Below are 24,461 nucleotides of genomic sequence, written 5' to 3'. Positions count from 1 at the left end.
CATTCGCCCAAAGGCTTAGGCGTTTGCCAAGTTTTCTAATATTATTTAATAGCCCGGAGGAATGCAGATGAAATGGTATCAATTAGACGTAGACCGCATTGAAGAGAAGTTAGTAGTTTCCAGTAATAGAGGACTTACAGAAAAACAAGTGGGGGAACGGCAGAAACAGTATGGTTATAATGTGCTAGATGAGCAAAAGCATACATCAAAGTGGCTTGTTTTCTTAAAACAATTTCAGGATTTTATGGTTATTGTCTTACTTGCAGCAACTCTCATTGCGGGATTATTAGGGGAATTTGTTGATGCGATCGCAATCATGTTAATTGTTTTAGTAAATGGGTTTATTGGCTATTTTCAAGAACAAAAGGCTGAAAAGTCTCTTGAAAAATTGAAAGAACTATCAGCACCTATTGCACATGTGTTGCGCGACAATAAATGGGAAAGGGTAACATCAAGAGAAATTGTAGTTGGTGATATTGTAAAAGTCGATAGTGGCGATCGTATCCCGGCTGATATTCGAATCATTAAATCAACAAGCATGGAAACGGAAGAATCTGCACTTACTGGTGAATCTTTACCAGTAATGAAGCATGCTACGGCAATTGTAAAGGAAAACCTAGATGCACAGGATCAAGTAAATATGGGCTTTATGGGAACGCTTGTCACGAGAGGATCAGGAGTAGGCATTGTGGTGGGAACAGGGATGAATACCGTAATGGGACAAATTGCATCATTAATGGTTAATACGAAAAAAGCGATTACACCACTTGAGCGAAAATTAGCAGAGCTTGGTAAAATTTTAATTGTTGTTGCCTTACTTTTAACCGCACTTGTTGTTGTGCTAGGAGTACTACAAGGGAATCCAATGTATGAAATGTTTTTAGCGGGTGTTTCATTAGCGGTTGCCGCCATACCAGAAGGATTACCGGCGATTGTAACGGTCGCATTATCATTAGGTGTCCAGCGAATGATTAAGAAGAAGGCGATTGTTCGAAAACTGTCAGCAGTAGAAACCTTAGGTTGTGCTTCTGTCATATGTTCGGATAAAACCGGAACAATGACGGAAAACCAAATGACTGTTAAAGAGATTTATTTAAATGGCAAACATCTTTATGTGACAGGTGATGGCTATGATATTCGTGGAGATTTTTTTATTAATAAAACAAAAGTTGAGCAAGATTATCCAAACTTAGGATCGATGTTATTCTACGGAATGCTTTGCAACAATGCAATATTACAAACTAAGAAGGGAAAATATTCGATTGACGGCGACCCGACAGATGGGGCTTTATTAGTCGCTGCAAGAAAATTAGGTTTTACAGATGCAGACAAGAGTAAATACCAGATAATAAAAGAATTACCTTTTGATTCGGATCGCAAACGGATGAGTGTTATCGTTGAAGATGAAAATCAAATGCGTTTTCTTATCACCAAAGGTGCACCAGATGTACTTCTTCCAAGATCTACTTTTTGGCTAGATGGAAATAATAAAGCATTAATTAAAGCAGTGGATCGCACAAAAATTGATACTGCGATTAATTTGATGGCAAATAAAGCACTGCGAACGATAGCGATTGGGATAAGGTCATTATCAAAAAATGAGTCACTTGACGCTACCTTCCTAGAAAAAGATTTAACGTTTATCGGACTATATGGAATGATTGATCCACCGCGGAAAGAAGTGAAGTCGGCGATTGAAGAGTGTAGACAAGCAGGAATTAAGACCGTAATGATTACCGGAGATCATGTTAATACCGCACGTGCAATTGCGAAGAATCTCAATTTATTACCTGAAAACGGTCTCGTTCTTGAAGGATATCAATTAAATCAAATGTCGTTGGCGGATCTAGAGGAAGTTATCGAGGATACTTACGTATTCGCAAGGGTAACCCCTGAACATAAATTGAAAATCGTCAAGGCTTTTCAAGATAAAGGACATATCGTTGCCATGACGGGAGATGGTGTCAATGATGCCCCGGCGATTAAAGCAAGTGATATTGGGATAAGTATGGGCATTAGCGGGACAGACGTTACAAAAGAAGCCTCCTCCCTAGTATTAATGGATGACAACTTTGCGACAATTAAGGAAGCAATTCATGAAGGAAGAAACATTTATGAAAATATCCGTAAATTTATTCGATATTTACTAGCCTCAAATGTTGGTGAAATATTAGTCATGTTATTTGCGATGCTATTAGCACTACCGTTACCGCTCGTCCCCGTACAAATATTATGGGTAAACCTTGTAACAGATGGATTGCCGGCGATGGCACTTGGATTAGACAAACCAGAAAATGATGTAATGAAGCGAACGCCAAGAAATCCGAAAGAAGGTATATTTGCAAGAGGACTAGGTTATAAAATTATTAGTCGTGGGATATTAATTGGCCTTGTAACGTTAATTGCCTTTATGTTATCGTATCAATATAATCCGGATAACTTGATTTATGCCCAAACAGTTGCATTTACGACATTAGTTATGGCCCAGCTCATTCATGTGTTCGATTGTCGAAGTGACCATTCGGTATTTTCAAGAAATCCATTTGAAAATATTTACCTTGTCCTTGCGGTAATTTCATCATTATTACTGTTACTTGTTGTAATTTACTGGCCACCAATGCAGCCTGTTTTCCATACAACGGCATTATCGTTAAGAGACTGGATGTTTGTCGGAGCAATAAGCGCAATCCCAACCGTACTATTTGGCTTTAGGAAATAACCATGCTAACCCGAGCAAACTTGTTCGGGTTTTTAGCCTTTTTCACATTGAATGGTACAATCTTTATAAACTGGGGACTAACTTAGGATTATATTTGCTTACTTGGCCGTCGCTCCAGAAATACACTACGCTTTCCGCGGGGAGCTGGCGAGCCTTCTCGTGCTAAAGCACTTCATAGTCTCACCTAGGCTCTTCTTACCGCAGGAGTCTTCGTGTATTTCTTCCGCTAGGATGGTTCGAAAATAACCATTTACATGTTTATATTCCCTCTCACATGGCCGTTGATTGTAGCTGAGGACAAGAGCCTCCTATGGAAAAAGCACCGGCTGAAGATTCATCGAAAGTGGTCATCGTTTTCGGAGAAGCAGACTGCCTTGCTCCCGGAAATCTTTGCTGATTGTCCGTAGATTATCTACAACTATGTATTTACCCAATAAGGAAACGATGTCTTGGTAAACTGTCTTTTTTTTGATAAGATAAAAAGTATATTTGAAATCGGATGTGATAATGATGGCGATGAGTATGACTGGTTACGGAAGTAGCGTATTATATATTGAAGATGCAAGTATTACGGTTGAAATACGAACGGTGAATCACCGATTTTTGGATATTGCAATCAAGATGCCTTCATTCCTGCTTTTCCTAGAAGAAAAAATTAAAAAAATTATTCAATACCAATTTAAACGTGGAAGAATCGAAGTTATTATTGAAATCGCAGGAAGTTCACTTGCACAGAAAAAAGTAGAAATGGACTGGGAATTGTTGGATGAATATATGGAAAAGATAAATGCAGCAAAGGAGCGTTACAGTCTATCTGGCGAACTGCCAGTAACCATTTTAACAAGTCTTCCAAATATCCTTACAGTACAAGAAGGAAATCAAAAGGATGCATTTAAAGATGCTATTTTAGCAAGTGTAGAAAAAGCTTGTGAACAGGCAGTTGCAATGCGGCGAAAAGAGGGCGAATATTTATTTCAAGATTTAATGAAACGTGTATCCACAATAGAGGATATTGTGATATTATTACAAACAAGACGAACTTTAGTAATCGAAGAATATCGCAAGCGAATCAAGGAAAGAGTGGAAGATCAATTAGAAGGTCACACGCTAATTGATCCTGCAAGAATTCACCAGGAAATTGTCTTACTTGCTGAAAAAGGGGATATAACGGAAGAAGTCACGAGACTTATCAGTCATATTGAACATTTTCGGGCATCGATTCAGATGAATGATGCGATTGGAAGAAAGTTGGATTTTATTACGCAAGAAATGCATCGTGAAGTAAATACGATTGGCTCTAAGTCAACCGACGCTAAACTCAGTGAATGGACGATTTCGCTTAAAGGTGAAATTGAAAAGATTAAAGAACAAGTACAAAATATTGAGTGAAGCCTAGGTTTTTATTTGCATTTTATAGTATAATGATTGTTAGACGTAATTTAAATGTCACGATTTTTAAATAATGCGAGTCTTTCAACTGGATCATGGAGGGAAATTACTTGAATTTGCGACTTATTAATATAGGATTCGGAAATGTTGTTTCTGCCAATCGAATAATCTCGATTGTTTCACCAGAATCAGCTCCAATAAAAAGAATTATTACCGTGGCAAGAGATCATAATAAACTGATAGATGCTACATACGGACGCCGGACCAGAGCAGTGATCGTTACCGATAGTGATCATGTCGTACTATCAGCGGTACAACCTGAAACTGTTGGACAAAGGCTGTTAAGTCATGACGAGGATTCAGATGATTAAGGTTTGTGTTTTTTAGTTTAAATGTATTAGGAGGAAATATATTGGTTGCAGAGAAAGGTATATTATTTATTCTCTCTGGTCCGTCTGGAGTAGGGAAAGGCACAGTTCGGAAAAGACTTTTTGAAGAATCTACAGAATTACAGTATTCTATTTCGATGACAACAAGAAATAAACGTCCAGGTGAAGTCGATGGTGTGGATTATTTCTATAAGTCAAATGAAGAATTTGAAAGCCTAATTGAACAAAATCAACTTCTGGAATATGCGAAGTACGTAAATAATTATTATGGCACACCTAGGAAGTATGTTGAGGACACACTTGCAAAAGGACTGGATGTATTTTTGGAGATTGAAGTTCAAGGTGCTCTTCAAGTGAAAGAAAACTTTCCGCAGGGTGTATTTATTTTTCTATTCCCGCCGAGTCTAGTGGAATTGAAAAATCGAATTGTAAACCGTGGTACAGAATCTCAAGAACTCGTATTAAATCGATTGAAAGAAGCAAGAAAAGAAATCGAGATGATGGATGCATATGATTATGTCGTTGTAAATGACAATGTCGATCATGCGGTTGCAAAAGTAAAAGCCATTATCCAAAGTGAACACTTAAAACGTATTCGTGTTGCAAAACAATATAAGAAAATATTGGAGGATGAAATCCATTGATGTTAGAACCATCTATTGATAAATTGCAAGAAAGAATTAAATCAAAATATACCCTAGTTACATTATCATCTAGACGTGCCAGACAGCTTACAGTTACGAAGGATTTGCAAGTTGAAAATCCAAAATCATTTAAAAATGTAGGGATGGCGCTTGAAGAAATAGAAGCTGGAAAACTACATTTAGCAGAAGATTAATAAATCAGCCTAAGCCAAGCCCTAATTGCAATTAATATTTAAGGATTTCTTAAACACTACAGTTCGAATGCATAGAAATACTTATAAGTTATACCCTCGCTTATTACTTGCGGGGGTATTGTTGTTTTATTGGTAGTTAAGAAAGTATAAAATATATCTTACTACATAAGTGGGGCCTACAGGATGTAGGTCAGTTCGGTGTTGCGACAAAGGTCTTCGGTGGGGCGAGTAACCGCAGTCCCAAAGGTCTTCGGTGGGACGAGTAACCGCAGTCCCAGGACGTCGCGTTTCTAATCGAACTTCCCCTAAGGCTATCATCGAAAGACCTTGGTTAAACCCAAGTATTCTAACCTATTACAAGATTTAATACACGGGTTTATGGTATAAATAAACTATAGATAAGTATGAAATTGGAAATAATTGTTGAGAGGTGCTAGTGAATGGTATTTAATAAGAATATTCTATTAGGGGTTACTGGTGGTATTGCCGCTTATAAGGCATGCACATTAACAAGCAGATTAACACAGAAGGGTGCAAATGTTAAAGTCATAATGACGAAAAGCGCGGCAGAATTTGTCTCTCCCTTAACCTTTCAAGCATTATCACGGAACCCTGTTTATATAGATACATTTGATGAAAAGGATCCGAACAAAATTGCACATATAGATTTAGCCGATTGGGCAGACATTGTAATTATTGCACCAGCAACAGCCAATATTATTGGGAAAGTTGCAAATGGTGTTGCTGATGACATGCTTTCTACTACGCTGTTAGCGACGAAGGCGAGTATTTATGTTGCTCCAGCTATGAATGTTAATATGTATGGGCATCCTGCAGTTATGAGGAATATGCAGCAATTGGATGAATGGGGATACCATTTTATTGAACCCGGTGCTGGTTATTTAGCATGTGGCTGGATTGGAAAAGGACGCTTAGAGGAGCCAGAAACCATTATTGATGTAATTGAAAAGCATCAATCAATTGATCCGTTTTTACAAGGGAGGAAAGTACTTGTATCAGCAGGACCAACACGTGAAAAAATTGATCCTGTTCGTTTTTTTACCAACCATTCATCAGGAAAAATGGGCTTTGCATTAGCGGAAGCTGCGGCTAAATATGGTGCTGAAGTAACATTGGTTTCTGGACCAACTGCATTAACAGTTTCAAATAATAAAATTAACCGAATCAATGTAACATCTGCACAAGAAATGTATGAGGCGATGCATGATTATTTTGCAGATAGTGATATCGTTATTAAAGCAGCGGCAGTTGCAGATTATACACCGAAACTAGTCTATGATGAGAAAATGAAAAAACAACCTGGTGATTTACAGATTGAAATGAAAAGAACGAAGGATATTTTACTATCGCTTGGTGAGATAAAGTCGAATCAATATTTAGTTGGTTTTGCTGCAGAAACGAATAATTCAATCGAAAATGGATTAAAGAAGTTAGAGAAAAAGCATTTAGACGCAATTGTTATTAATGATATTTCAACAAAGGGTGCTGGTTTCGGTGGAGATACAAATATCGTTACCTATGTAAATAAAAAGCAGGAGCAAAAGGATATCGAGCTAGCTACTAAAATAGAAATAGCAGAAAAAATATTGCGTTTCATTGATCGAGATATGAAGGATGAAAAGCATTGAATATAGCAAAAGTAATTGTGGATGTACCTGCAAGCTCTATTAATCAAACATTTGACTATTATATTCCAGAGAGATTTCAAGAAATTCTGGAAAATGGTATGCGCGTAATTGTGCCGTTTGGACCGAGAAAGATTATGGGATTTGTTGTTGGACGTGTATCAGAGTCATCCTTTAAGCAATTAAAGGAAATTGTTGAAGTATTGGACTTAACTCCTGTTTTAACTGACGAGTTATTAGAATTAGGGAAATGGGTTGCAAATGAAACCCTTAGCCTGTCTATAACCGCATTACAAGCGATGCTACCACAAGTGCTAAAGGCACAATATGAAAAAGAGCTTGTAAGAATGACGGATGCCGATTTACCGGAACCGTTTGAAGCGCTTTTTGCAGGGCGGGATTTCATAAGTTTTGCTGAATTTGCAGGATCAACTTTGAGCTACTATCAACTGCAAAAAGTTGTGCAGGATGGTGATATTTCGATTGAATATCTAGTAAAATCAAAAATCACAAAAAAATATGTGACAAAGGTAAAAGCTGCACGTCCTATACATTTATTAGAAGAGGCACTGCTTGATCTATCGGCGAGTGCAAAGAAACAGAGACAATTATTACATTATTTTATAGAAAATGAAGCTCCAATTGAACAAAAAAAATTGCTTCAGCAAGTGAATACAACAACAAGTACTGTGAAATCATTGATTGATAAAGGCCTACTTGAAATATTCAAGGAAGAAGTATTTAGAAATCCATACAATGATGCAGAAATCGAACGAACGAGTGCATTAACTTTAAACGAGGAACAACAAATTGCGATTAACCCAATTAATGAAGCGATTGATTCTGGACACCATGATGTCTTTCTACTTCATGGTGTTACTGGAAGTGGAAAAACGGAGATCTATTTACAGGCAATCCAAAACGTGATTAATCAAGGAAAAGAAGCGATTGTCCTAGTACCAGAAATATCACTAACACCACAAATGGTGAAACGTTTCAAAGGAAGATTTGGCGCAAATGTTGCAGTGATGCATAGTGCATTGTCTGCTGGTGAGAAGTTCGATGAATGGCGGAAGATTCAACGAAAAGAAGTACAGGTTGTCGTTGGGGCAAGATCTGCAGTGTTTGCCCCATTTGAAAATCTTGGAATTATCATTATCGATGAAGAACATGAAACAACATATAAACAAGAAGATCAGCCCCGCTATCATGCAAGGGACGTATCGATACAACGGGGGGAGTATCATCAATGTCCGGTCATTTTGGGAAGTGCGACACCGACATTAGAGTCTTACGCAAGAGCTAGTAAAGGCGTATATAAATTAGCAACCCTTAATAAGAGAACCAATGATAAACCAATGCCTAAAGTAGATATCGTTGATATGCGAGAAGAACTTCATGCAGGAAATCGGACAATGTTTTCCAGAAAACTAAAAGAAAGCATCGAGCATTGTATTGAAAGAGGAGAACAGGTTGTTCTATTATTAAATCGACGTGGATACTCTACATTTGTGATGTGCAGAGATTGTGGGCATGTGAAAGAATGTCCACATTGTGATATTGCACTAACCTATCATAAGAATAGCAATCAATTAAAATGCCATTATTGCTCGCATGAAGAAGCAATGCCTACTGAGTGCCCTGAATGTCAAAGTAATTTAATTCGTTATTTTGGTACAGGAACCCAACGTGTCGAGGAAGCAATTACCCAGCTAATTCCCGAAGCAAAGGTTTTACGAATGGACGTAGATACGACAAGGCGGAAAGGCTCCCATGAGAAAATATTAAAGCAATTTGTTGAGAGAAGAGCTGATATATTATTAGGAACGCAAATGATTGCAAAAGGATTAGATTTTGAGAATGTCACATTAGTCGGTGTTCTAACCGCAGATTCTATGCTGCATTTACCAGACTTCCGCTCATCAGAAAAAACATTTCAACTATTGACCCAGGTTAGCGGCAGGGCTGGGAGACATGAATTAACTGGTGAAGTAATTGTCCAAACGTACACTCCTGAGCATTATAGTATCGTTCTTGCAAGTGAATATAACTTTCATGATTTTTATAATAAAGAGATGAACACGAGAAGGACTTTTCAATATCCACCATATTTTTATTTAGCACTTATTACAATTTCTCATAAAAACCGAGTGAAAGTGATTCAGACATCACAGCAGATCGCGCAATTGCTTATGAGACAGCTGCAGCAGGATACAGTGGTATTAGGTCCTACACCGTCACCTATCCCGCGGATCAAAGATAGATATCGCTATCAATGCATGATAAAATACAGAAATGAGCCAGATTTACGTATTCATATTAGAAAAATTATCGATCAATTTGCTGACGAGGTACGTAAGGATGATTTACAGATAACGGTAGATATGCAACCATATCATTTAATGTAAAGATGCTTATGATTAATAGAAATAGAAAGTAGGTAATGTTTTTGAAAAAAATCGTTTTTATGGGTACACCAGATTTTTCTGTGCCAGTTTTAGAGTCGCTTGTCCAATCGGAGTATGAAGTAGTTTTAGTTGTAACACAGCCAGATAGACCAAAGGGAAGAAAGCGGGTCATGACTCCTCCACCTGTTAAGGTAGAAGCAGAAAAACATAATATACCAGTATTTCAACCAGAGAAATTACGAAATGAATATGATGAAATTTTGAGTTACAATCCAGATTTAATTGTAACTGCAGCATATGGTCAAATTTTACCAAATGCATTATTAGATGCACCAGAGTTCGGTTGTATTAATGTACATGCATCATTACTTCCAGAATTACGAGGTGGAGCACCAATCCATTATGCAATCGTACAAGGTAAAAAAGAAACAGGGATTACGATTATGTATATGGTGGAAAAGTTAGATGCTGGAGATATCTTGACCCAAGTGAGTGTGCCGATTGAAGAAGAAGATAATGTAGGAACGATGCATGACAAGCTTTCAAAAGCAGGATCATCCTTATTATTAGAAACCTTGCCAAAACTATTTGCGAAACAATTGGAGCAGGTAAAGCAAGATGAAGCACAAGCGACATTTGCTTCCAACATTAAACGGGAACAGGAAAGAATCGATTGGAAGAAAGACAACCAAGCAGTCTACAATCAAATACGCGGACTACATCCATGGCCAGTAGCTTTTACAACTTATGAAGGAAATGTAATGAAAATCTGGTGGGGTGAAGTAGATTCGACTATCTACGAAGGAAAGCCTGGAGAAATCGTGAAGAAAATTGATGATGAAGCTTTCGTTGTTGTCTGTGGCAATCAAAAGGGAGTGAAGATCACCGAAATTCAACCAGCAGGTAAGAAAAGAATGTCTGTGAAAGATTATTTGCGCGGTTCAAGTGATCGAATAAAACTAGGTATCATAATGGGTGAGTAAATGAAAACATATCAATTGAGAAACGCAATATTAGATTTATTAATCCGTATTGAAAAAGATCAGAGCTTCAGTCATCTATTAATTGATCATGAAATAAAATCTGGTCAAATAAAACAGAAGGATGAAGGTCTATTAACAGAAGTTGTTTATGGGACGTTACAAAGAGAAATGACGTTGGATTATTATCTTGACAGCTTCATGGATTCTAAGAAAAAAATGGAACCATGGGTAAGAATACTTTTAAGGATGTCACTCTACCAAATGTTATTTTTAGATAAGGTTCCAGATCATGCGATTATCCACGAAGCAGTAGAAATCGCAAAACATCGTGGCCATAGAGGAATAGCGGGATTCGTTAATGGTGTATTGCGTAATGTGCAGCGAAATGGGGTTCCAGATACTGCATTAATCGAAGACCCAGTCAGCAGGATTAGCATTGAAACTAGTCATCCAAAATGGCTCGTTGCCAGGTGGACAGCACAATACGGAATAGAAACGACAAAAGCAATGTGTGAGGCAAATGTAAACAAGAAAAGCCAATCGATTAGAATACAGCCCTTAAAAATATCAAGAGAAGAAGCGATGGAGATTTTAAAAGAGCAGGGATATTCTGTGATTCCATCCCGTTTTTCTAGTCAAGGTATCATTATCGAAAAAGGGAATATTTTACACTCCAGTTTGTTTAAGGATGGGTTGATTACAATTCAAGATCAAAGTTCCATGCTTGTTGCTGAAATGCTTGATGCAAAACCGAGTATGGAAGTTTTAGATGCTTGTAGTGCACCAGGTGGAAAGGCAACACATATTGCTGAGAAGATGGAAAATCAAGGGAGTATTAAGGCTTACGATCTCCATAAAAAGAAAGTAAATCTAATCGCGAATAAGGCGAAGAGTCTTGGTTTAACAATTATCGATGCAAATGCGAATGATGCAAGAAAGCTACATGAAATTCATGCGGCAGAAAGCTTTGACCGAATTGTTGTCGATGCCCCATGCTCTGGGCTGGGTGTGATACGCGGCAAACCTGAAATTAAATACAATAAAAACGAAAATGATATTGAGCGCCTATCAGAGATTCAATTGGATATATTAGAGCGCGTTGCGCCACTTTTGAAGAAAGACGGTTTACTCGTCTATAGTACGTGCACGGTCGATAAGCAAGAAAACGAACAAGTGGTAAAGTCATTTATTGAAAGCAACCCAGACTTTGAAGTTGATTCGGTATTTTTCGAAAAACTACCAGATGAATTAAAAGCTTCTCAAGGGAAATCTGAATTTGGACTGCAATTATTTCCACAGAATTTTGATACAGACGGCTTCTTTCTTACTAGACTTAAGAGAAAAAAATAATCCTGTTTTACTCTAGCAGATAGGAGGTTTTTATTTGTACCTATCTGCTAGAGTATAATTTTCTGTTGCATTAATCCTAGTTTTCTAAGGGGAAATATGCAATACTTTAACTAAATTATTTATTGCAATTGCATCCTATATTTCAAATGAGGAGGGATATAAAATGAATGGGCAATTCTTAACGGATCGCGGTAGGGTTAGAAGTCACAATGAGGATTCTGGGGGAATATTTTATAATCTCGGAAATCAGTTTATGGCGATTATTGCTGATGGTATGGGTGGACATCAGTCAGGTGATGTCGCTAGTCAGATGGCGACATCATTAATGAAGGCTAAATGGGAGAGCACAAACGATTTTACTGCACCTCAAGATTTAGAGGCATGGTTAGTTAAGGCAATTTCGGAAATTAATGAATCAGTTTATAAACATGCCCAAGCTAATAGCGAATGTGAAGGAATGGGTACGACGATTGTCATTGCTATTTACATAGAAGAATTTCTGACAATAGCCCATATTGGCGACAGTAGGTGTTATTTACTAAATAGTAAAGGGTTTAGACAATTAACCGAGGATCATTCATTAGTAAATGCACTCGTTCAGTCTGGGCAAATCTCGAAAAACGATGCACAGCACCATCCAAGAAAAAATATTGTTTTAAAAGCTTTAGGTACGGATAGTAAAGTAGAACCAGAAATTAATACTGTTGGCATCGATGTAGGCGATAAAATACTATTATGTTCTGACGGGTTAACAGATAAACTAGAAGATCAAGAATTAATTGAAGTAATTAAACAGCCTATTGATATTCTCGAGGCGGGGCAGCAATTAATTGACTTGGCTAATGCTCGTGGTGGTGAAGATAATATTTCCATTATCCTAGCATCGCTTGACTCATCGGCGGAAGAAGGTGAAACAAGTGAATAAGGGCCATATGTTAAATGATCGCTACAAAATTGATAAAAAAATTGGTGGCGGCGGAATGGCCAATGTATTTCTAGCGAGGGATACGATATTGGATCGTGATGTCGCGGTAAAAGCACTGCGAATGGAGTATGCAAACGACCAGGAATTTATTGCTCGATTTGATCGGGAAGCACAGTCAGCCTCAAGCCTATCGCATCCAAATATAGTAAACATCTTTGATGTCGGTGGGGAAGACCATGTGATGTATATTGTGATGGAATATGTCGACGGTATGACATTAAAGGAATACATACAACTTCATGGGTCAATTGAGGTTAGTGAAGCACTTGATATCATGCGTCAGTTAACATCCGCAATAGCACACGCACATGACAATGATATCGTACATCGTGATATCAAACCTCAAAATATATTAATAGATAAGTTTGGTCAAATAAAAGTCACTGACTTTGGGATTGCTGTTGCTTTAAGTGCTACCTCGTTAACACATACCAATTCAATCTTAGGTTCAGTGCACTATCTATCTCCCGAACAAGCACGAGGTGGATTGGCGACAAAGAAATCAGATATTTATTCGATTGGTATCGTTTTATTTGAGTTACTGACTGGGAAGATTCCATTTTCTGGGCAATCACCAGTTTCAATAGCGTTGAAGCACTTGCAAAGCAATACGCCTTCTGTTAGAAGATTTAATCAGGATATTCCTCAAAGTGTTGAAAATATTGTGCTGAAAGCAACTGCAAAGGATCCATTTCATCGTTATCAATCAATTTATGAAATGGAAGAGGCATTAGCAACAGCGCTTGATCCTGATAAATTGAATGAGGAAATGTATGAACCGCCAGTTGAAGCTGGTGATGAAACAAAGGCAATCCCAATTATTACGGATCATCAAATTGCTAACAATCCTGAGCAACATACAATTGTTCATCAAACGAATGGAGCAACAAAGAATTATCCTGAAGAAAGCAATGCCAAAGAATCATTTAGTAAAGCGAAAAAAAAGGAAAAGAAACCGAAAAAGGGAAAGAAGAGAAAGAAATGGCCAATGATTCTAATTATTATCGTCGTCTTGCTTGCAGCCGGAGTTGCTTCATTTTTAATTCTTCCGGACTTACTCCAACCCAAAGATATTGTTGTTGAAAATGTCATTGGTAAGGAAAGCGATGAGGCCAGAGAAATATTAGAAGAAAAGAAATTCGTAGTAGAGGATGAACTAGTATACTCGGAGGATGTCGAAGAAGGACATGTCGTTAAGACAAACCCTGGTGCAGACCGAATTGCAAAAGAAGGATCAACCGTTACTTTATTTATTAGTCAAGGTAAAGAAAAAGTAAATTTTCATGATTATGTTGGCCGTGATTTCAGTCAGGTTAAACGAATTCTTGATGAAGCAGGCTACTCAGAGGTTATTAAGATTGACAAATATTCCAATCGTCCAGAAGGAGAAATAATAGACCAAATTCAACCAACTCCTGAAAGTGATGTTATTCCAAGTGAAACTAAGGTTATTTTTGAAGTAAGCATGGGGCCTGAGCTAATAAGCTTAAATAATTTAACCGGTATGACCCAGGAAGAAGCGGAAGCATATTTGAATTCTAAAAATCTCAAAATGAATGTGATTGAGACGAATTCTGAAACGGTACCAGCGGGTATGGTTATTAGACAGTCACCGACAATGGGGATGGAAGTGGAGGAAGGAACTACGGTTGATGTTTACATTTCCATTGGTCCTGTAGAGAAACCACATGCATCACATACGATTACTTACACTGTACCATACAAACCAATGCCACCGGAAAATCCAGAAGAGGTTGAGCAGGATAATCCAGAAGAAACACCGCAAGAACAAGTGGAGCCAGTCGAACAAAACGTGAAAATTTATATTGGCGATGCAAATAATGATATCACTAACGTATATCGAGAAGTATCGATTACGGAGGACACGCCAGTTACCTTTACATTATCAATTGCTCCTGGTAGTGAAGCAGAATATGTAATTACACGTGATGATGAAGAAATTGTTAGAGATACAGTATTATATGAGGATGGTGAATAATGGCCGAAGGGAGAATTATTAAAGCTTTAAGTGGTTTTTATTATGTACAGTCGGGTGATAATGTTTATCCATGTAAAGGAAGAGGGGTGTTTCGGAATCAGAAGATTTCCCCTTTAGTTGGTGATTTTGTCCAATATGATTTAGATGAAAATGATGAAGGCTATATCATGAAAATTAATAAAAGGACGAACGAGCTTGTTCGTCCTCCTATTGCTAATATTACGCAAGCAATTCTTATTAGCTCTGCAAATTCTCCTGTTTTTAGTACACTCTTACTTGATCGTTTTCTCGTATTAATCGAGGCTAAAGACATTAGACCAGTTATTTTCATTACAAAAATTGATATGCTTACCAATTCTGAACAATTGGAAATTGAACATTATAAGCAAGTATATGAGGGAATTGGTTATAGGGTAGAATTGCTCTCATCAAAAAAGCCAGAAAGCATTCCAGATCTTTCACATTATTTTAAAGACAATGTGTCGGTATTTGCAGGGCAGTCTGGGGTTGGAAAGACCTCATTACTCAATGCATTAAACCCTTCCTTAACATTAGAAACAGGAGAAATTTCCCAAAGTCTTGGGCGGGGGAGACACACTACTAGACATGTTGAGCTTATTCAGCTTTATGGAGGTTTAGTTGCAGATACGCCTGGATTCAGTGCGTTAGACTTTAGTGAGATTGAAGCAGATATGTTAGGCGATAGTTTTCCAGAAATACGCGAGCTTGGGCAGTACTGTAAATTTAGAGGCTGCATGCATCATAAAGAACCGAAATGCGCGGTAAAAGAAGCTGTTGAAAATAATAAAATCGAACAATTTAGATATGAGCATTATTTAAGTTTTTTAGAAGAAATACAATCGAGAAAGCAGAGGTATTAACTATGTTGAAAATTGCACCTTCGATCCTATCAGCAGACTTTGCAAAACTTGGGGACGAAATAAAAGATGTTGAAAAAGGTGGAGCGGACTATATCCATGTAGATGTTATGGATGGCCATTTTGTACCAAATATTACAATCGGACCATTGATAGTGGAAGCTATTAAGCCAGTAACAACCCTTCCGCTAGATGTCCATTTAATGATTGAAAATCCCGATCCTTATATCCCGATTTTTGCAAGCAGTGGTGCATCAATCATTACCGTTCATCAAGAAGCATGTACTCATTTACATCGAACCATTCAATTAATCAAGCAACATAATGTGAAGGCTGGTGTTGTGATCAATCCTGCGACCCCTGCTGAAGTATTGCTGCCAATTCTTGCTGATGTTGATTTAGTGCTACTAATGACTGTAAATCCCGGATTTGGCGGACAATCATTTATAGAGAGCGTATTAAAAAAGATTGAACTGGTTTCAGCATGGAGAAAAGAATTTGGTTTATCTTTCGAAATTGAAGTAGATGGCGGAGTTAATGCAGAGACAGCTAAATTATGTACAGATGCTGGTGCTGATGTACTTGTTGCCGGAAGTGCTATCTTTAATCGTGAAAATAGACAGGAAGCAATACAAGCAATACGTGTTGCTGCTAAAGGGTAAAACCTATGACAGTTGTTGCAATTGTTGGGAATGGCCCCGAGGAATTACTCGCAGATTTAGATTCCTATGTCGATAAAGTTGACTATTGGATTGGCGCAGATCGTGGAGCATTCGTATTAGCGCAAAACAAAATGCCGATTAAATATGCTGTTGGTGATTTCGATTCTATTGATGAGGAAGAAAAAGTATTAATCCAAAACTCAGCAGATAACTATGAGGAATATCAACCAGAAAAAGATGAAACAGATTTAGAAATAGCTTTATTGAAAGCTTTTGAACTAAATCCTAATGAAATATATTTATTCGGTGTCACTGGCGGCAGGATTGATCACGAGCTAGTCAATATTCAATTACTCTACTTGATTCGGAATAAGGGAATCAAGGGAGTAATTATCGATCATGTAAATTATCTCGAGCTTACGCTTCCAGGAACTTATGAAATAATAGAGGATGAACGTTATTCCAATATATCGTTTATTCCATACACCGAAAAGGTTGAAGGAATTACATTAACAGGGTTTTACTATCCATTAACAAATAAAACGATTACTTGGGGATCTACCCGTTGTATTTCAAACAAGCTTTCTTCAAATTCTGGTACTTTTTCCTATGACAAGGGCATATTATTATTAATAAAGAGTCGTGACGCGATTCCGAAGTAAGCCTGGATTGTAGGAATAGGAGGGGGCACTTATGAAATTTTATACTATTAAACTCCCAAGATTTATCGGTGGATTTGTTAAAATTGTAATTAATATTTTTAAAAAGGATAAATAACTTTCTAATCAGCTTTTGTCATTTGAATGGCAAAAGCTTGTTTTTTAGAAAGGTAGTTTTCAGAAGGCTTGTTATATTTATAAAGTTTATTGATTTTAAGTTGCAGTTGATATAAATTACGAACTAACTGAATCATATGCTCTTGAGCCAGTCGCTCCGAAAATACACTTCGCTTTCCGCGGGGGCTGGAGAGCCTTCTTGTGCTATAGCACTTCGAAGTCACTGAGGCCCTTCCTCCCGCAGGAGTCTTCGTGTATTTTCTCCGCTGGGGATGTGAGTAAAAAATCTATCCCTAAATTAGATAGAATCGCAGTTCCATCTCTCATGGCCGTTGATTGGAGTGGAGGATAGGAGCCTCCTTGAAAATATAAACGATTTTCATCGTGCGATGTAACCCTGCTGAAGCCATCCTTGTCCTGCAGGAATAGCAACGGCTGAAGATCCATCGCCAGTGGTTTTCTTTCGATGGAGCAGACCGTGTTGCTGTTGCCCCAAGGATGCACGACAGTCCTTCCGCAGTCTATCTAAATAGCGACGATGATACGGAATGAGATTTTAGAGAAAATATATGTGGAAATGAAAAAAAGCGCCTATTTATAATAAATAGGTGCTTTTAGTTACATTACCTGAACGGTATATTATACGCGCTCAACTTTACCTGATTTAAGGGCGCGTGCAGAAACATAAACTTTTTTAGGTTTTCCGTCTACCATAATACGCACTTTTTGTACATTAGCTTTCCAATTACGCTTGTTGGAATTCATAGCGTGAGAGCGTTGGTTACCACTGCGAGTTTTACGTCCAGTTACAACACATTTTCTAGCCATGTTATCCCTCCTTACTCGAGAACTCGTGTCTTTTAATACTTATACAATTTACCACAAGAATGACAAGAATGCAATCAAAATTTACATGTAATATAAAGAATAAATACTTGACAGATTAATTATAATCGTCCAAAGTAATAATAGAAATTTTCTACTATAGTTATTACAACTTTTATTCCGAAATGGATTTCAAGGTGGGTTTGTATTAGCACCTGCTTTTAAAAACGTTTAGTATGTAGTATAATTTGCTTAGATTATAAGCAGTTGTTTTGAGGAGGATAATTATGTCCATAGAATTAAATACGAAGGATGGCCTAGTAACCATTACAAATGACGTTATCGCTACGATTGCTGGTGGAACTGCTGTAGAATGTTATGGTATTGTTGGTATGGCTTCAAAAAGCCAAATCAGAGATGGAATCGCTGAAATTCTGAGAAAAGAAAATTACTCTCGTGGCATCATCGTACGTCAAGAAGATGATGAGTTACATATTGATATGTATATTATTGTTAGTTATGGAACGAAGATTTCTGAGGTTGCGAGCAATGTACAATCACAAGTTAAGTATACATTGAATAAATCATTAGGATTAAACATTGACTCCATAAATATTTATATTCAAGGAGTACGTGTAGCGAAAGACTAATTTTTTGCTAACGTTTGAGGAGGAAATATAGTGAGGGTTGAAAAAATTGATGGTGTAGTTCTAACTAGTATGATTCTTGCTGGTGCGCATCATTTAACAAATAATGCCAAAAAAATCGATGCATTGAATGTTTTCCCGGTGCCTGATGGAGATACAGGGACGAACATGAATTTATCGATGACTTCTGGAGCAAATGAAGTTAAAAAATTAAAAGGCGAACATGCCGCTGATGTAGCAAATGCTTTTTCAAAAGGACTTCTAATGGGAGCGAGAGGGAATTCAGGTGTAATCCTTTCACAGATATTCCGAGGATTTGCAAAAGGTATGGATAATAAAGAGTTGGTTACCGTTAAAGATTTAGCTATTTGTTTTGATGCAGGTGTAAAAACAGCGTATAAAGCAGTTATGAAGCCTGTAGAAGGAACGATTCTTACAGTTGCAAAAGACGCTGCTAAAGAAGCTGTAAAAGTGGCTGAAACGGAAAATGATTTAATTGGATTAATGGAAAAAGTATTAGCTGAAGCTAAGGCATCATTGAAACGTACACCAGATTTACTACCTGTTTTAAAAGAGGTCGGTGTTGTGGATTCTGGTGGACAAGGACTTGTAACAATTTACGAAGGATTTTTGGCAGCTCTTAAAGGTGAAGAACTACCTGAATCTTCTCTGGAATTCGAAATGGAAGAAATGGTGAATGCTGAACACCATCGTGTGACACAAGATTTCATGAATACTTCCGATATTGTTTTCGGTTATTGTACGGAATTCATGGTTAAATTCGAAGAAAATAAATTAGCTGAAAATCCATACAATGAAGAAGCTTTTCGACAAGAGTTAAGTGAGATTGGTGATTCTTTACTCGTTGTTTCCGATGAAGAAATTGTTAAAGTACATGTTCATTCTGAGACTCCGGGAACTTGTTTATCACTTGGACAACGCTATGGTAGCTTAATTAACATGAAGATTGAAAATATGCGCGAACAGCATATAGCATTAGTAGGGGAAAACGAAAAAGCAGTACAGAAAGAGATGAAAGAGTATGCAATTGTTACGGTAGTAATGGGTAAAGGTTTGAAAGCATTATTTGAAAGCCTTGGCGCATCTGTTGTTATTGAGGGTGGTCAAACGATGAATCCGAGTACGAAAGATATTACGGATGCTATCAAAGAAGCGAACGCTCGAAATGTAATTATTTTGCCTAATAATAAGAATATCCGTATGGCGGCAGATCAAGCGGCTGAATTAGCAGAAGTAGATGTAGTAGTTGTGCCGACAACAACCATTCCACAAGGGATTACAGCAATGCTAGCATTTCATCCAGAAGCAGATATTTTAGAGAATAAGGATGCAATGGATGAAGCCAGAAGACAAGTAAAAACTGGACAAGTAACATATGCTGTAAGGGATACACAAATTGAAGGCATCACAATTAAAAATGGTAATTTTATGGGAATTGAAGATGGCAAGATAAAGGCAACACATCAAGATAAAGCAGAAGCGACTAAACTATTATTAAAAGAGATGATTTCGGAAGATAGCGAGATCTTAACGATCCTATATGGTGAAGATGTTGATAAGCAAGAAATCGACGCGCTAGTAGCTTATATCGAAGAAGCTTATGAAGATGTGGAAATTGAAGTACATCATGGTGATCAACCAATTTATTCGTATATCTTTTCTGTTGAATAACAAAAAATTCGCCTTAATGAATCATTAAGGCGAATTTTTTGTGTTTGTTTTTCAACCTTTCCAATGTAATTGGCGTCTCAGCACTATTTATATAAACTGCAGATTAGTTTTTGCTCAAGGCTCTCAGGCTAGTCGCTCCAGAAATACACTACGCTTTTCGCGGCGAGCTGGTGAGCCTACTCACGCTATCGCGCTTCGTAGTCTCACCTAGGCTCTTCTTCCCGCAGAAGTCTCTGTGTATTTCTTCCGCTAGGGTTAAAAATCGCATATAAAAGAGTAACTTACCACTAAGAGTCACCGTTGATTAAAGTGAACGAATGGAAACTCATATGTGAATAACAACAACTGTCCGGATCTCAAATAATAATTTTCATTAGTTCACAGTTTATATCAACTTTTTTTCTATTATTAACTACAAAGTGATTAAAAGCACCTTTTTTGTTATAATTTATTTAGGATATTAATATTTCTAATGGAGAGGGGATGTGGTCTTTCATGAAATATAATTCAGTTTTTGATATTATTGGACCTGTTATGGTTGGACCATCGAGTTCACATACGGCCGGTGCTGCAAGAATTGGGCTTGCGGCAAGAAACTTATTTGGAGAAGAACCGAAATGGGCCAAAATACATTTGTATGAGTCATTCGCTAAAACTTATAGAGGACATGGAACAGATTTTGCTTTAGCGGGGGGGTTATTAGGCTTTGCAACAGATGATCCACGGATGAGTAAAGCGCTAGACATTGCCAAACAACGTGGAATTAATATTGAATATATTGAAGATAGTGCTTCGAGCGATCATCCAAACACTGCAAGATTGATTATTGGGAATGACGAGGAGTCTCTTGAACTTGTTGGAATATCTATCGGTGGTGGAAAAGTAGAGATTACTGAATTAAACGGGTTTGCATTGCGTTTATCTGGAAATCATCCGGCAATCCTTATTATGCATAGTGATCGCTTTGGTGCAATAGCATCAGTTACTAGAATACTAGCGAAATACGAAATAAACATCGGACATATGGAAGTAAATCGTAAAGACGTTGGAAAAGAGGCTTTAATGGTCATAGAAGTTGATCAAAATGTAGAAGATTTTATCTTAGAAGAATTAAAGAATGCAGAACATATTATTAGTATTGCCAAGATTGTCAGTTAAATATAGAAAGGAGCATGTAAATGTTTAGAACAGTTGCAGAGTTAGTAGAGCTAGCTGACAATGAACAATTATCTATTTCTGAAATAATGATACGCCAAGAAATGGATGTAAAAGAGAAAACTCGTGAAGAGGTACTCGATGAGATGGAAAGTAATCTTCAAGTGATGGAAAAAGCAATTGAGGACGGATTAAAAGGTGTACAATCTACTACTGGGCTAACAGGTGGCGACGCAGTACTTATTCAAAAATATATGAAAGAAAAGACTCCATTATCTGGCCCAGTGATGATGGATGCTGTGAGTAAAGCGATGGGGACAAATGAAGTAAATGCAGCGATGGGAATTATTTGTGCAACGCCAACAGCAGGTAGTGCTGGGTGTGTACCAGGTGCTTTATTTGCCGTGAAGGACCAGTTAAATGCAACGCGTGAACAAATGATTCGCTTTTTATTTACTGCGGGTGCATTCGGGATGGTAGTCGCGAATAATGCGTTTATTTCTGGTGCTGCTGGTGGATGTCAAGCAGAAGTAGGTTCTGCAGGTGCAATGGCATCTGCTGCAATTGTTGAGATGGCAGGTGGAACGCCCCAACAATCCGCAGAAGCATTTGCAATAACATTAAAAAATATGCTTGGACTCGTATGTGACCCTGTTGCAGGTCTTGTTGAAGTCCCTTGTGTAAAACGAAATGCACTCGGTTCTTCGCAAGCAATTGTCTCTGCAGATATGGCTTTGGCAGGTGTTGTTAGCCGAATCCCTTGTGATGAAGTAATTGGAGCAATGTACAGAATCGGTAGACAAATGCCTTCTTCTTTGAGAGAAACTGGTGAAGGTGGACTAGCGGATACACCAACGGGGCGATTATTAAAAGAAAAAATTTTTGGAATGTCCATATAGAAAGAGTGATCGATTGTGCTTAGTGATTCTGTATTGGAAATAAAAGGTGTAGGTGAAAAATTTGCAGAAGATCTAGCTGCATTAAATATTTATACCATATATGATTTATTACTTTATTTTCCTAGTCGATACAATGAATATGAAATCAAAGCCTTAAGTGATTTAATTCATGATGATAGAGTTACGATTGAGGGAAGGGTCGTTCACGAACCTTCTCTTACTTTTTTTGGAAGAAAGAAATCTCGGCTATCATTTACAGTCATTGTAGAAAATGTTGCAATAAAAGTAGTAATGTTTAATCGTGCATTTGCCAAAAAACAACTAAATGCGGATGATATTGTAACGCTAACTGGCAAGTGGGATGCGCATCGTTTACAAATAACCGTAGACCATTATAAAAAGGGGCCAGCGAGTACAGATGAGGAAATCCAAGGTTTATATGCTTTAAAAGGTGACATAACAAATGTGAAATTGAAGAAAACAATTAAGCAGGCACTGAATAGTTATGGAAATGAGATTGAAGAGCTATTGCCAGAACAGTATTTACAATCTTATAAAATACCAAATCGAAAAACAGCGATACGAACCATGCATTTTCCAGTTAATCGTATTGCTTTAAAGCATGCGAGACGCCGATTTATTTATGAAGAGTTTTTACTCTTTCAGCTAAAAATGCAGTTATTACGAAAGATTCATCGTGAAGCAACAAAAGGAAATGCCCAACTTTATGATCCACAAAAACTCCAGGAATTTATTCATGATTTCCCATTTTCATTAACGAATGCTCAAGAGAAATCTTTACAGCAAATACTGGCTGATATGAAATCTCCTTATCGAATGAATCGGCTACTACAGGGGGATGTAGGTTCAGGGAAAACAGCAGTAGCAGCTATTAGCTTATATGCGGCTCTCACAGCTGGTAAGCAAGGTGCATTAATGGTGCCCACGGAAATTTTGGCTGAACAACACTATCAATCCTTAACAGAATTATTTGGTGAACGTGCAAATATTGCCTTACTTACAGGTTCTGTAAAAGGCAAGAAACGTAAAGGGATTTTAGAACAAATGGTGAACCATGAAGTACATATCGTTGTTGGGACACATGCACTCATTCAAGATGATATTGTATTTGATGACTTAGGGTTTGTTATTGTAGATGAGCAGCATCGATTTGGGGTGGAACAGCGTCGCACATTAAGAGAGAAGGGGCTCGATCCTGATGTACTGTTTATGACAGCTACTCCTATTCCTAGGACGCTCGCAATTACAGCTTTCGGTGACATGGATGTATCGGTAATCGATGAGATGCCTGTTGGTCGAAAAGCAATCGAGACTCACTGGGCGAAGGAAAATATGCTCGATCGTGTCCTCACAATGATTGAAAAGCATGTCGGCTTCGGTGAACAAGCATATGTTATTTGTCCGCTTATCGAGGAATCAGATAAATTGGATATTCAAAATGCAGTTGATCTTCATAACCAACTACAAGCTTTTTATCCTCCTGAAATTAATGTTGGTCTGATGCATGGCAGGCTCAAAGCAACTGAAAAAGAAGAGATAATGAAGCAATTTGCTGCGAATGAAATTCAAGTCCTCGTTTCGACGACAGTGGTTGAGGTTGGAGTAAATGTCCCGAATGCAACAATCATGGTTATATATGATGCGGAACGTTTTGGTTTGTCGCAGTTGCACCAATTAAGAGGTAGAGTAGGCCGAGGAAGTAAACAAAGTTATTGCATCTTAATAGCTGATCCCAAAGGGCAAGTAGGGAAAGAACGGATGCGGATAATGACTGAAACATCGAATGGATTTGAACTATCTGAACAGGATTTGAAGCTGAGAGGACCAGGGGACTTCTTCGGAAAAAAACAAAGTGGTGTACCAGAATTTAAAGTAGCAGACATGATTCATGACTACCGTGCACTGGAAACTGCTCGTAATGATGCAGCGGAAATTATTGAGCAGAACTTATTGGAGCAAGATGCTGCATTTACTCCTCTGAGGAATTATTTAGAAAAAAATCATACATTTACAGATAAACTTGATTAAATCAATGCTTGCATAAATAGAGATGCTATTATATATTACTATTAGTACCAAGTCATAATACAACTCATTCACTGAAGTTTAATTATTTTATCCGTAATTTGGTAAGGAAGCAAACTTTAGAGATGAGCCTAAAAATAAAATAAAAGATTTAGATTCTCCTTTATGATTAAAG

21 protein-coding genes are annotated in these 24,461 nt (G+C 37.6%); 20 read left to right on the top strand and 1 reads right to left on the bottom strand.

Features of this window, described 5'->3' with window-relative positions; genetic code table 11:
* Positions 1-67 precede the first annotated feature (67 nt).
* The 15 genes from CWR45_RS11255 to spoVM all read left to right on the top strand — a co-directional run bounded on the left by CWR45_RS11255 (position 68) and on the right by spoVM (position 17,023).
* Complete coding sequence (locus tag CWR45_RS11255; RefSeq protein WP_115749959.1) at positions 68-2,719, top strand: calcium-translocating P-type ATPase, SERCA-type; 2,652 nt, start codon at positions 68-70, stop codon at positions 2,717-2,719.
* A 507-nt stretch (positions 2,720-3,226) separates the two neighbouring features.
* A complete protein-coding gene (locus CWR45_RS11250; protein WP_245975409.1) occupies positions 3,227-4,108 on the top strand; it encodes a YicC/YloC family endoribonuclease in 882 nt (293 codons plus the stop codon).
* Between the two features lie 110 nt (positions 4,109-4,218).
* Positions 4,219-4,479 carry an extracellular matrix/biofilm regulator RemA gene (remA, locus tag CWR45_RS11245; RefSeq protein WP_115749957.1) on the top strand — a complete coding sequence of 87 codons (261 nt, stop codon included), beginning with the start codon at positions 4,219-4,221 and terminating at the stop codon, positions 4,477-4,479.
* Between the two features lie 41 nt (positions 4,480-4,520).
* On the top strand, positions 4,521-5,141 hold the full coding sequence (gmk, locus tag CWR45_RS11240) for a guanylate kinase (RefSeq protein ID WP_115749956.1): 621 nt from the start codon (positions 4,521-4,523) through the stop codon (positions 5,139-5,141).
* Positions 5,138-5,335: a DNA-directed RNA polymerase subunit omega gene (gene rpoZ, locus CWR45_RS11235; RefSeq protein ID WP_115749955.1), complete on the top strand. Its 198-nt coding sequence runs from the start codon at positions 5,138-5,140 to the stop codon at positions 5,333-5,335. The genes gmk and rpoZ overlap by 4 nt, the downstream gene beginning before the upstream one ends.
* 440 nt (positions 5,336-5,775) lie before the next feature.
* On the top strand, positions 5,776-6,984 hold the full coding sequence (coaBC, locus tag CWR45_RS11230) for a bifunctional phosphopantothenoylcysteine decarboxylase/phosphopantothenate--cysteine ligase CoaBC (protein WP_115749954.1): 1,209 nt from the start codon (positions 5,776-5,778) through the stop codon (positions 6,982-6,984).
* Entirely contained in the window at positions 6,981-9,389 is a 2,409-nt protein-coding gene (gene priA / locus CWR45_RS11225) for a primosomal protein N' (RefSeq protein WP_115749953.1), read from the top strand. Before coaBC ends, priA begins: the two co-directional genes overlap by 4 nt.
* A gap of 41 nt (positions 9,390-9,430) precedes the next feature.
* Entirely contained in the window at positions 9,431-10,372 is a 942-nt protein-coding gene (gene fmt, locus CWR45_RS11220) for a methionyl-tRNA formyltransferase (protein ID WP_211315963.1), read from the top strand.
* Positions 10,373-11,722 (top strand): 16S rRNA (cytosine(967)-C(5))-methyltransferase RsmB, encoded by a 1,350-nt coding sequence (gene rsmB, locus CWR45_RS11215; protein ID WP_115749951.1) that lies wholly within the window; start codon positions 10,373-10,375, stop codon positions 11,720-11,722.
* 163 nt (positions 11,723-11,885) lie between these two features.
* Positions 11,886-12,647: a Stp1/IreP family PP2C-type Ser/Thr phosphatase gene (locus CWR45_RS11210; protein ID WP_115749950.1), complete on the top strand. Its 762-nt coding sequence runs from the start codon at positions 11,886-11,888 to the stop codon at positions 12,645-12,647.
* Positions 12,640-14,706: a Stk1 family PASTA domain-containing Ser/Thr kinase gene (gene pknB / locus CWR45_RS11205; protein WP_115749949.1), complete on the top strand. Its 2,067-nt coding sequence runs from the start codon at positions 12,640-12,642 to the stop codon at positions 14,704-14,706. The genes CWR45_RS11210 and pknB overlap by 8 nt, the downstream gene beginning before the upstream one ends.
* Entirely contained in the window at positions 14,706-15,587 is an 882-nt protein-coding gene (gene rsgA, locus CWR45_RS11200; RefSeq protein ID WP_115749948.1) for a ribosome small subunit-dependent GTPase A, read from the top strand. Before pknB ends, rsgA begins: the two co-directional genes overlap by 1 nt.
* A 2-nt stretch (positions 15,588-15,589) precedes the next feature.
* Entirely contained in the window at positions 15,590-16,246 is a 657-nt protein-coding gene (gene rpe, locus CWR45_RS11195; protein WP_115749947.1) for a ribulose-phosphate 3-epimerase, read from the top strand.
* 5 nt (positions 16,247-16,251) lie between these two features.
* Entirely contained in the window at positions 16,252-16,908 is a 657-nt protein-coding gene (locus CWR45_RS11190) for a thiamine diphosphokinase (RefSeq protein ID WP_115749946.1), read from the top strand.
* Between the two features lie 31 nt (positions 16,909-16,939).
* Entirely contained in the window at positions 16,940-17,023 is an 84-nt protein-coding gene (gene spoVM / locus CWR45_RS11185; RefSeq protein ID WP_115749945.1) for a stage V sporulation protein SpoVM, read from the top strand.
* A 638-nt stretch (positions 17,024-17,661) separates the two neighbouring features.
* Here spoVM and rpmB read toward each other — a convergent pair.
* Positions 17,662-17,850, bottom strand: a complete 189-nt coding sequence (gene rpmB / locus CWR45_RS11170) for a 50S ribosomal protein L28 (protein WP_085992429.1) — start codon at positions 17,848-17,850, stop codon at positions 17,662-17,664.
* Between the two features lie 284 nt (positions 17,851-18,134).
* On the opposite strand from rpmB, the gene CWR45_RS11165 reads away from it, so the two are divergent.
* The 5 genes from CWR45_RS11165 to recG all read left to right on the top strand — a co-directional run bounded on the left by CWR45_RS11165 (position 18,135) and on the right by recG (position 24,289).
* Positions 18,135-18,497 (top strand): Asp23/Gls24 family envelope stress response protein, encoded by a 363-nt coding sequence (locus CWR45_RS11165; protein ID WP_115749942.1) that lies wholly within the window; start codon positions 18,135-18,137, stop codon positions 18,495-18,497.
* Between the two features lie 30 nt (positions 18,498-18,527).
* Positions 18,528-20,186 carry a DAK2 domain-containing protein gene (locus CWR45_RS11160; RefSeq protein ID WP_115749941.1) on the top strand — a complete coding sequence of 553 codons (1,659 nt, stop codon included), beginning with the start codon at positions 18,528-18,530 and terminating at the stop codon, positions 20,184-20,186.
* A 495-nt stretch (positions 20,187-20,681) separates the two neighbouring features.
* Entirely contained in the window at positions 20,682-21,344 is a 663-nt protein-coding gene (gene sdaAB, locus CWR45_RS11155; protein ID WP_115749940.1) for an L-serine ammonia-lyase, iron-sulfur-dependent subunit beta, read from the top strand.
* A 20-nt stretch (positions 21,345-21,364) separates the two neighbouring features.
* Positions 21,365-22,240, top strand: a complete 876-nt coding sequence (gene sdaAA / locus CWR45_RS11150) for an L-serine ammonia-lyase, iron-sulfur-dependent, subunit alpha (protein ID WP_115749939.1) — start codon at positions 21,365-21,367, stop codon at positions 22,238-22,240.
* A gap of 15 nt (positions 22,241-22,255) precedes the next feature.
* Positions 22,256-24,289 (top strand): ATP-dependent DNA helicase RecG, encoded by a 2,034-nt coding sequence (gene recG, locus CWR45_RS11145; protein ID WP_115749938.1) that lies wholly within the window; start codon positions 22,256-22,258, stop codon positions 24,287-24,289.
* The last annotated feature ends 172 nt before the right edge of the window (positions 24,290-24,461 follow it).

This window comes from Oceanobacillus chungangensis (assembly GCF_003369565.1).
Lineage (GTDB): Bacteria > Bacillota > Bacilli > Bacillales > Amphibacillaceae > Oceanobacillus > Oceanobacillus chungangensis.
The sequence above is the reverse complement of the archived record's forward strand: the minus strand, read 5'-3'. Positions and strand labels throughout refer to the sequence as shown.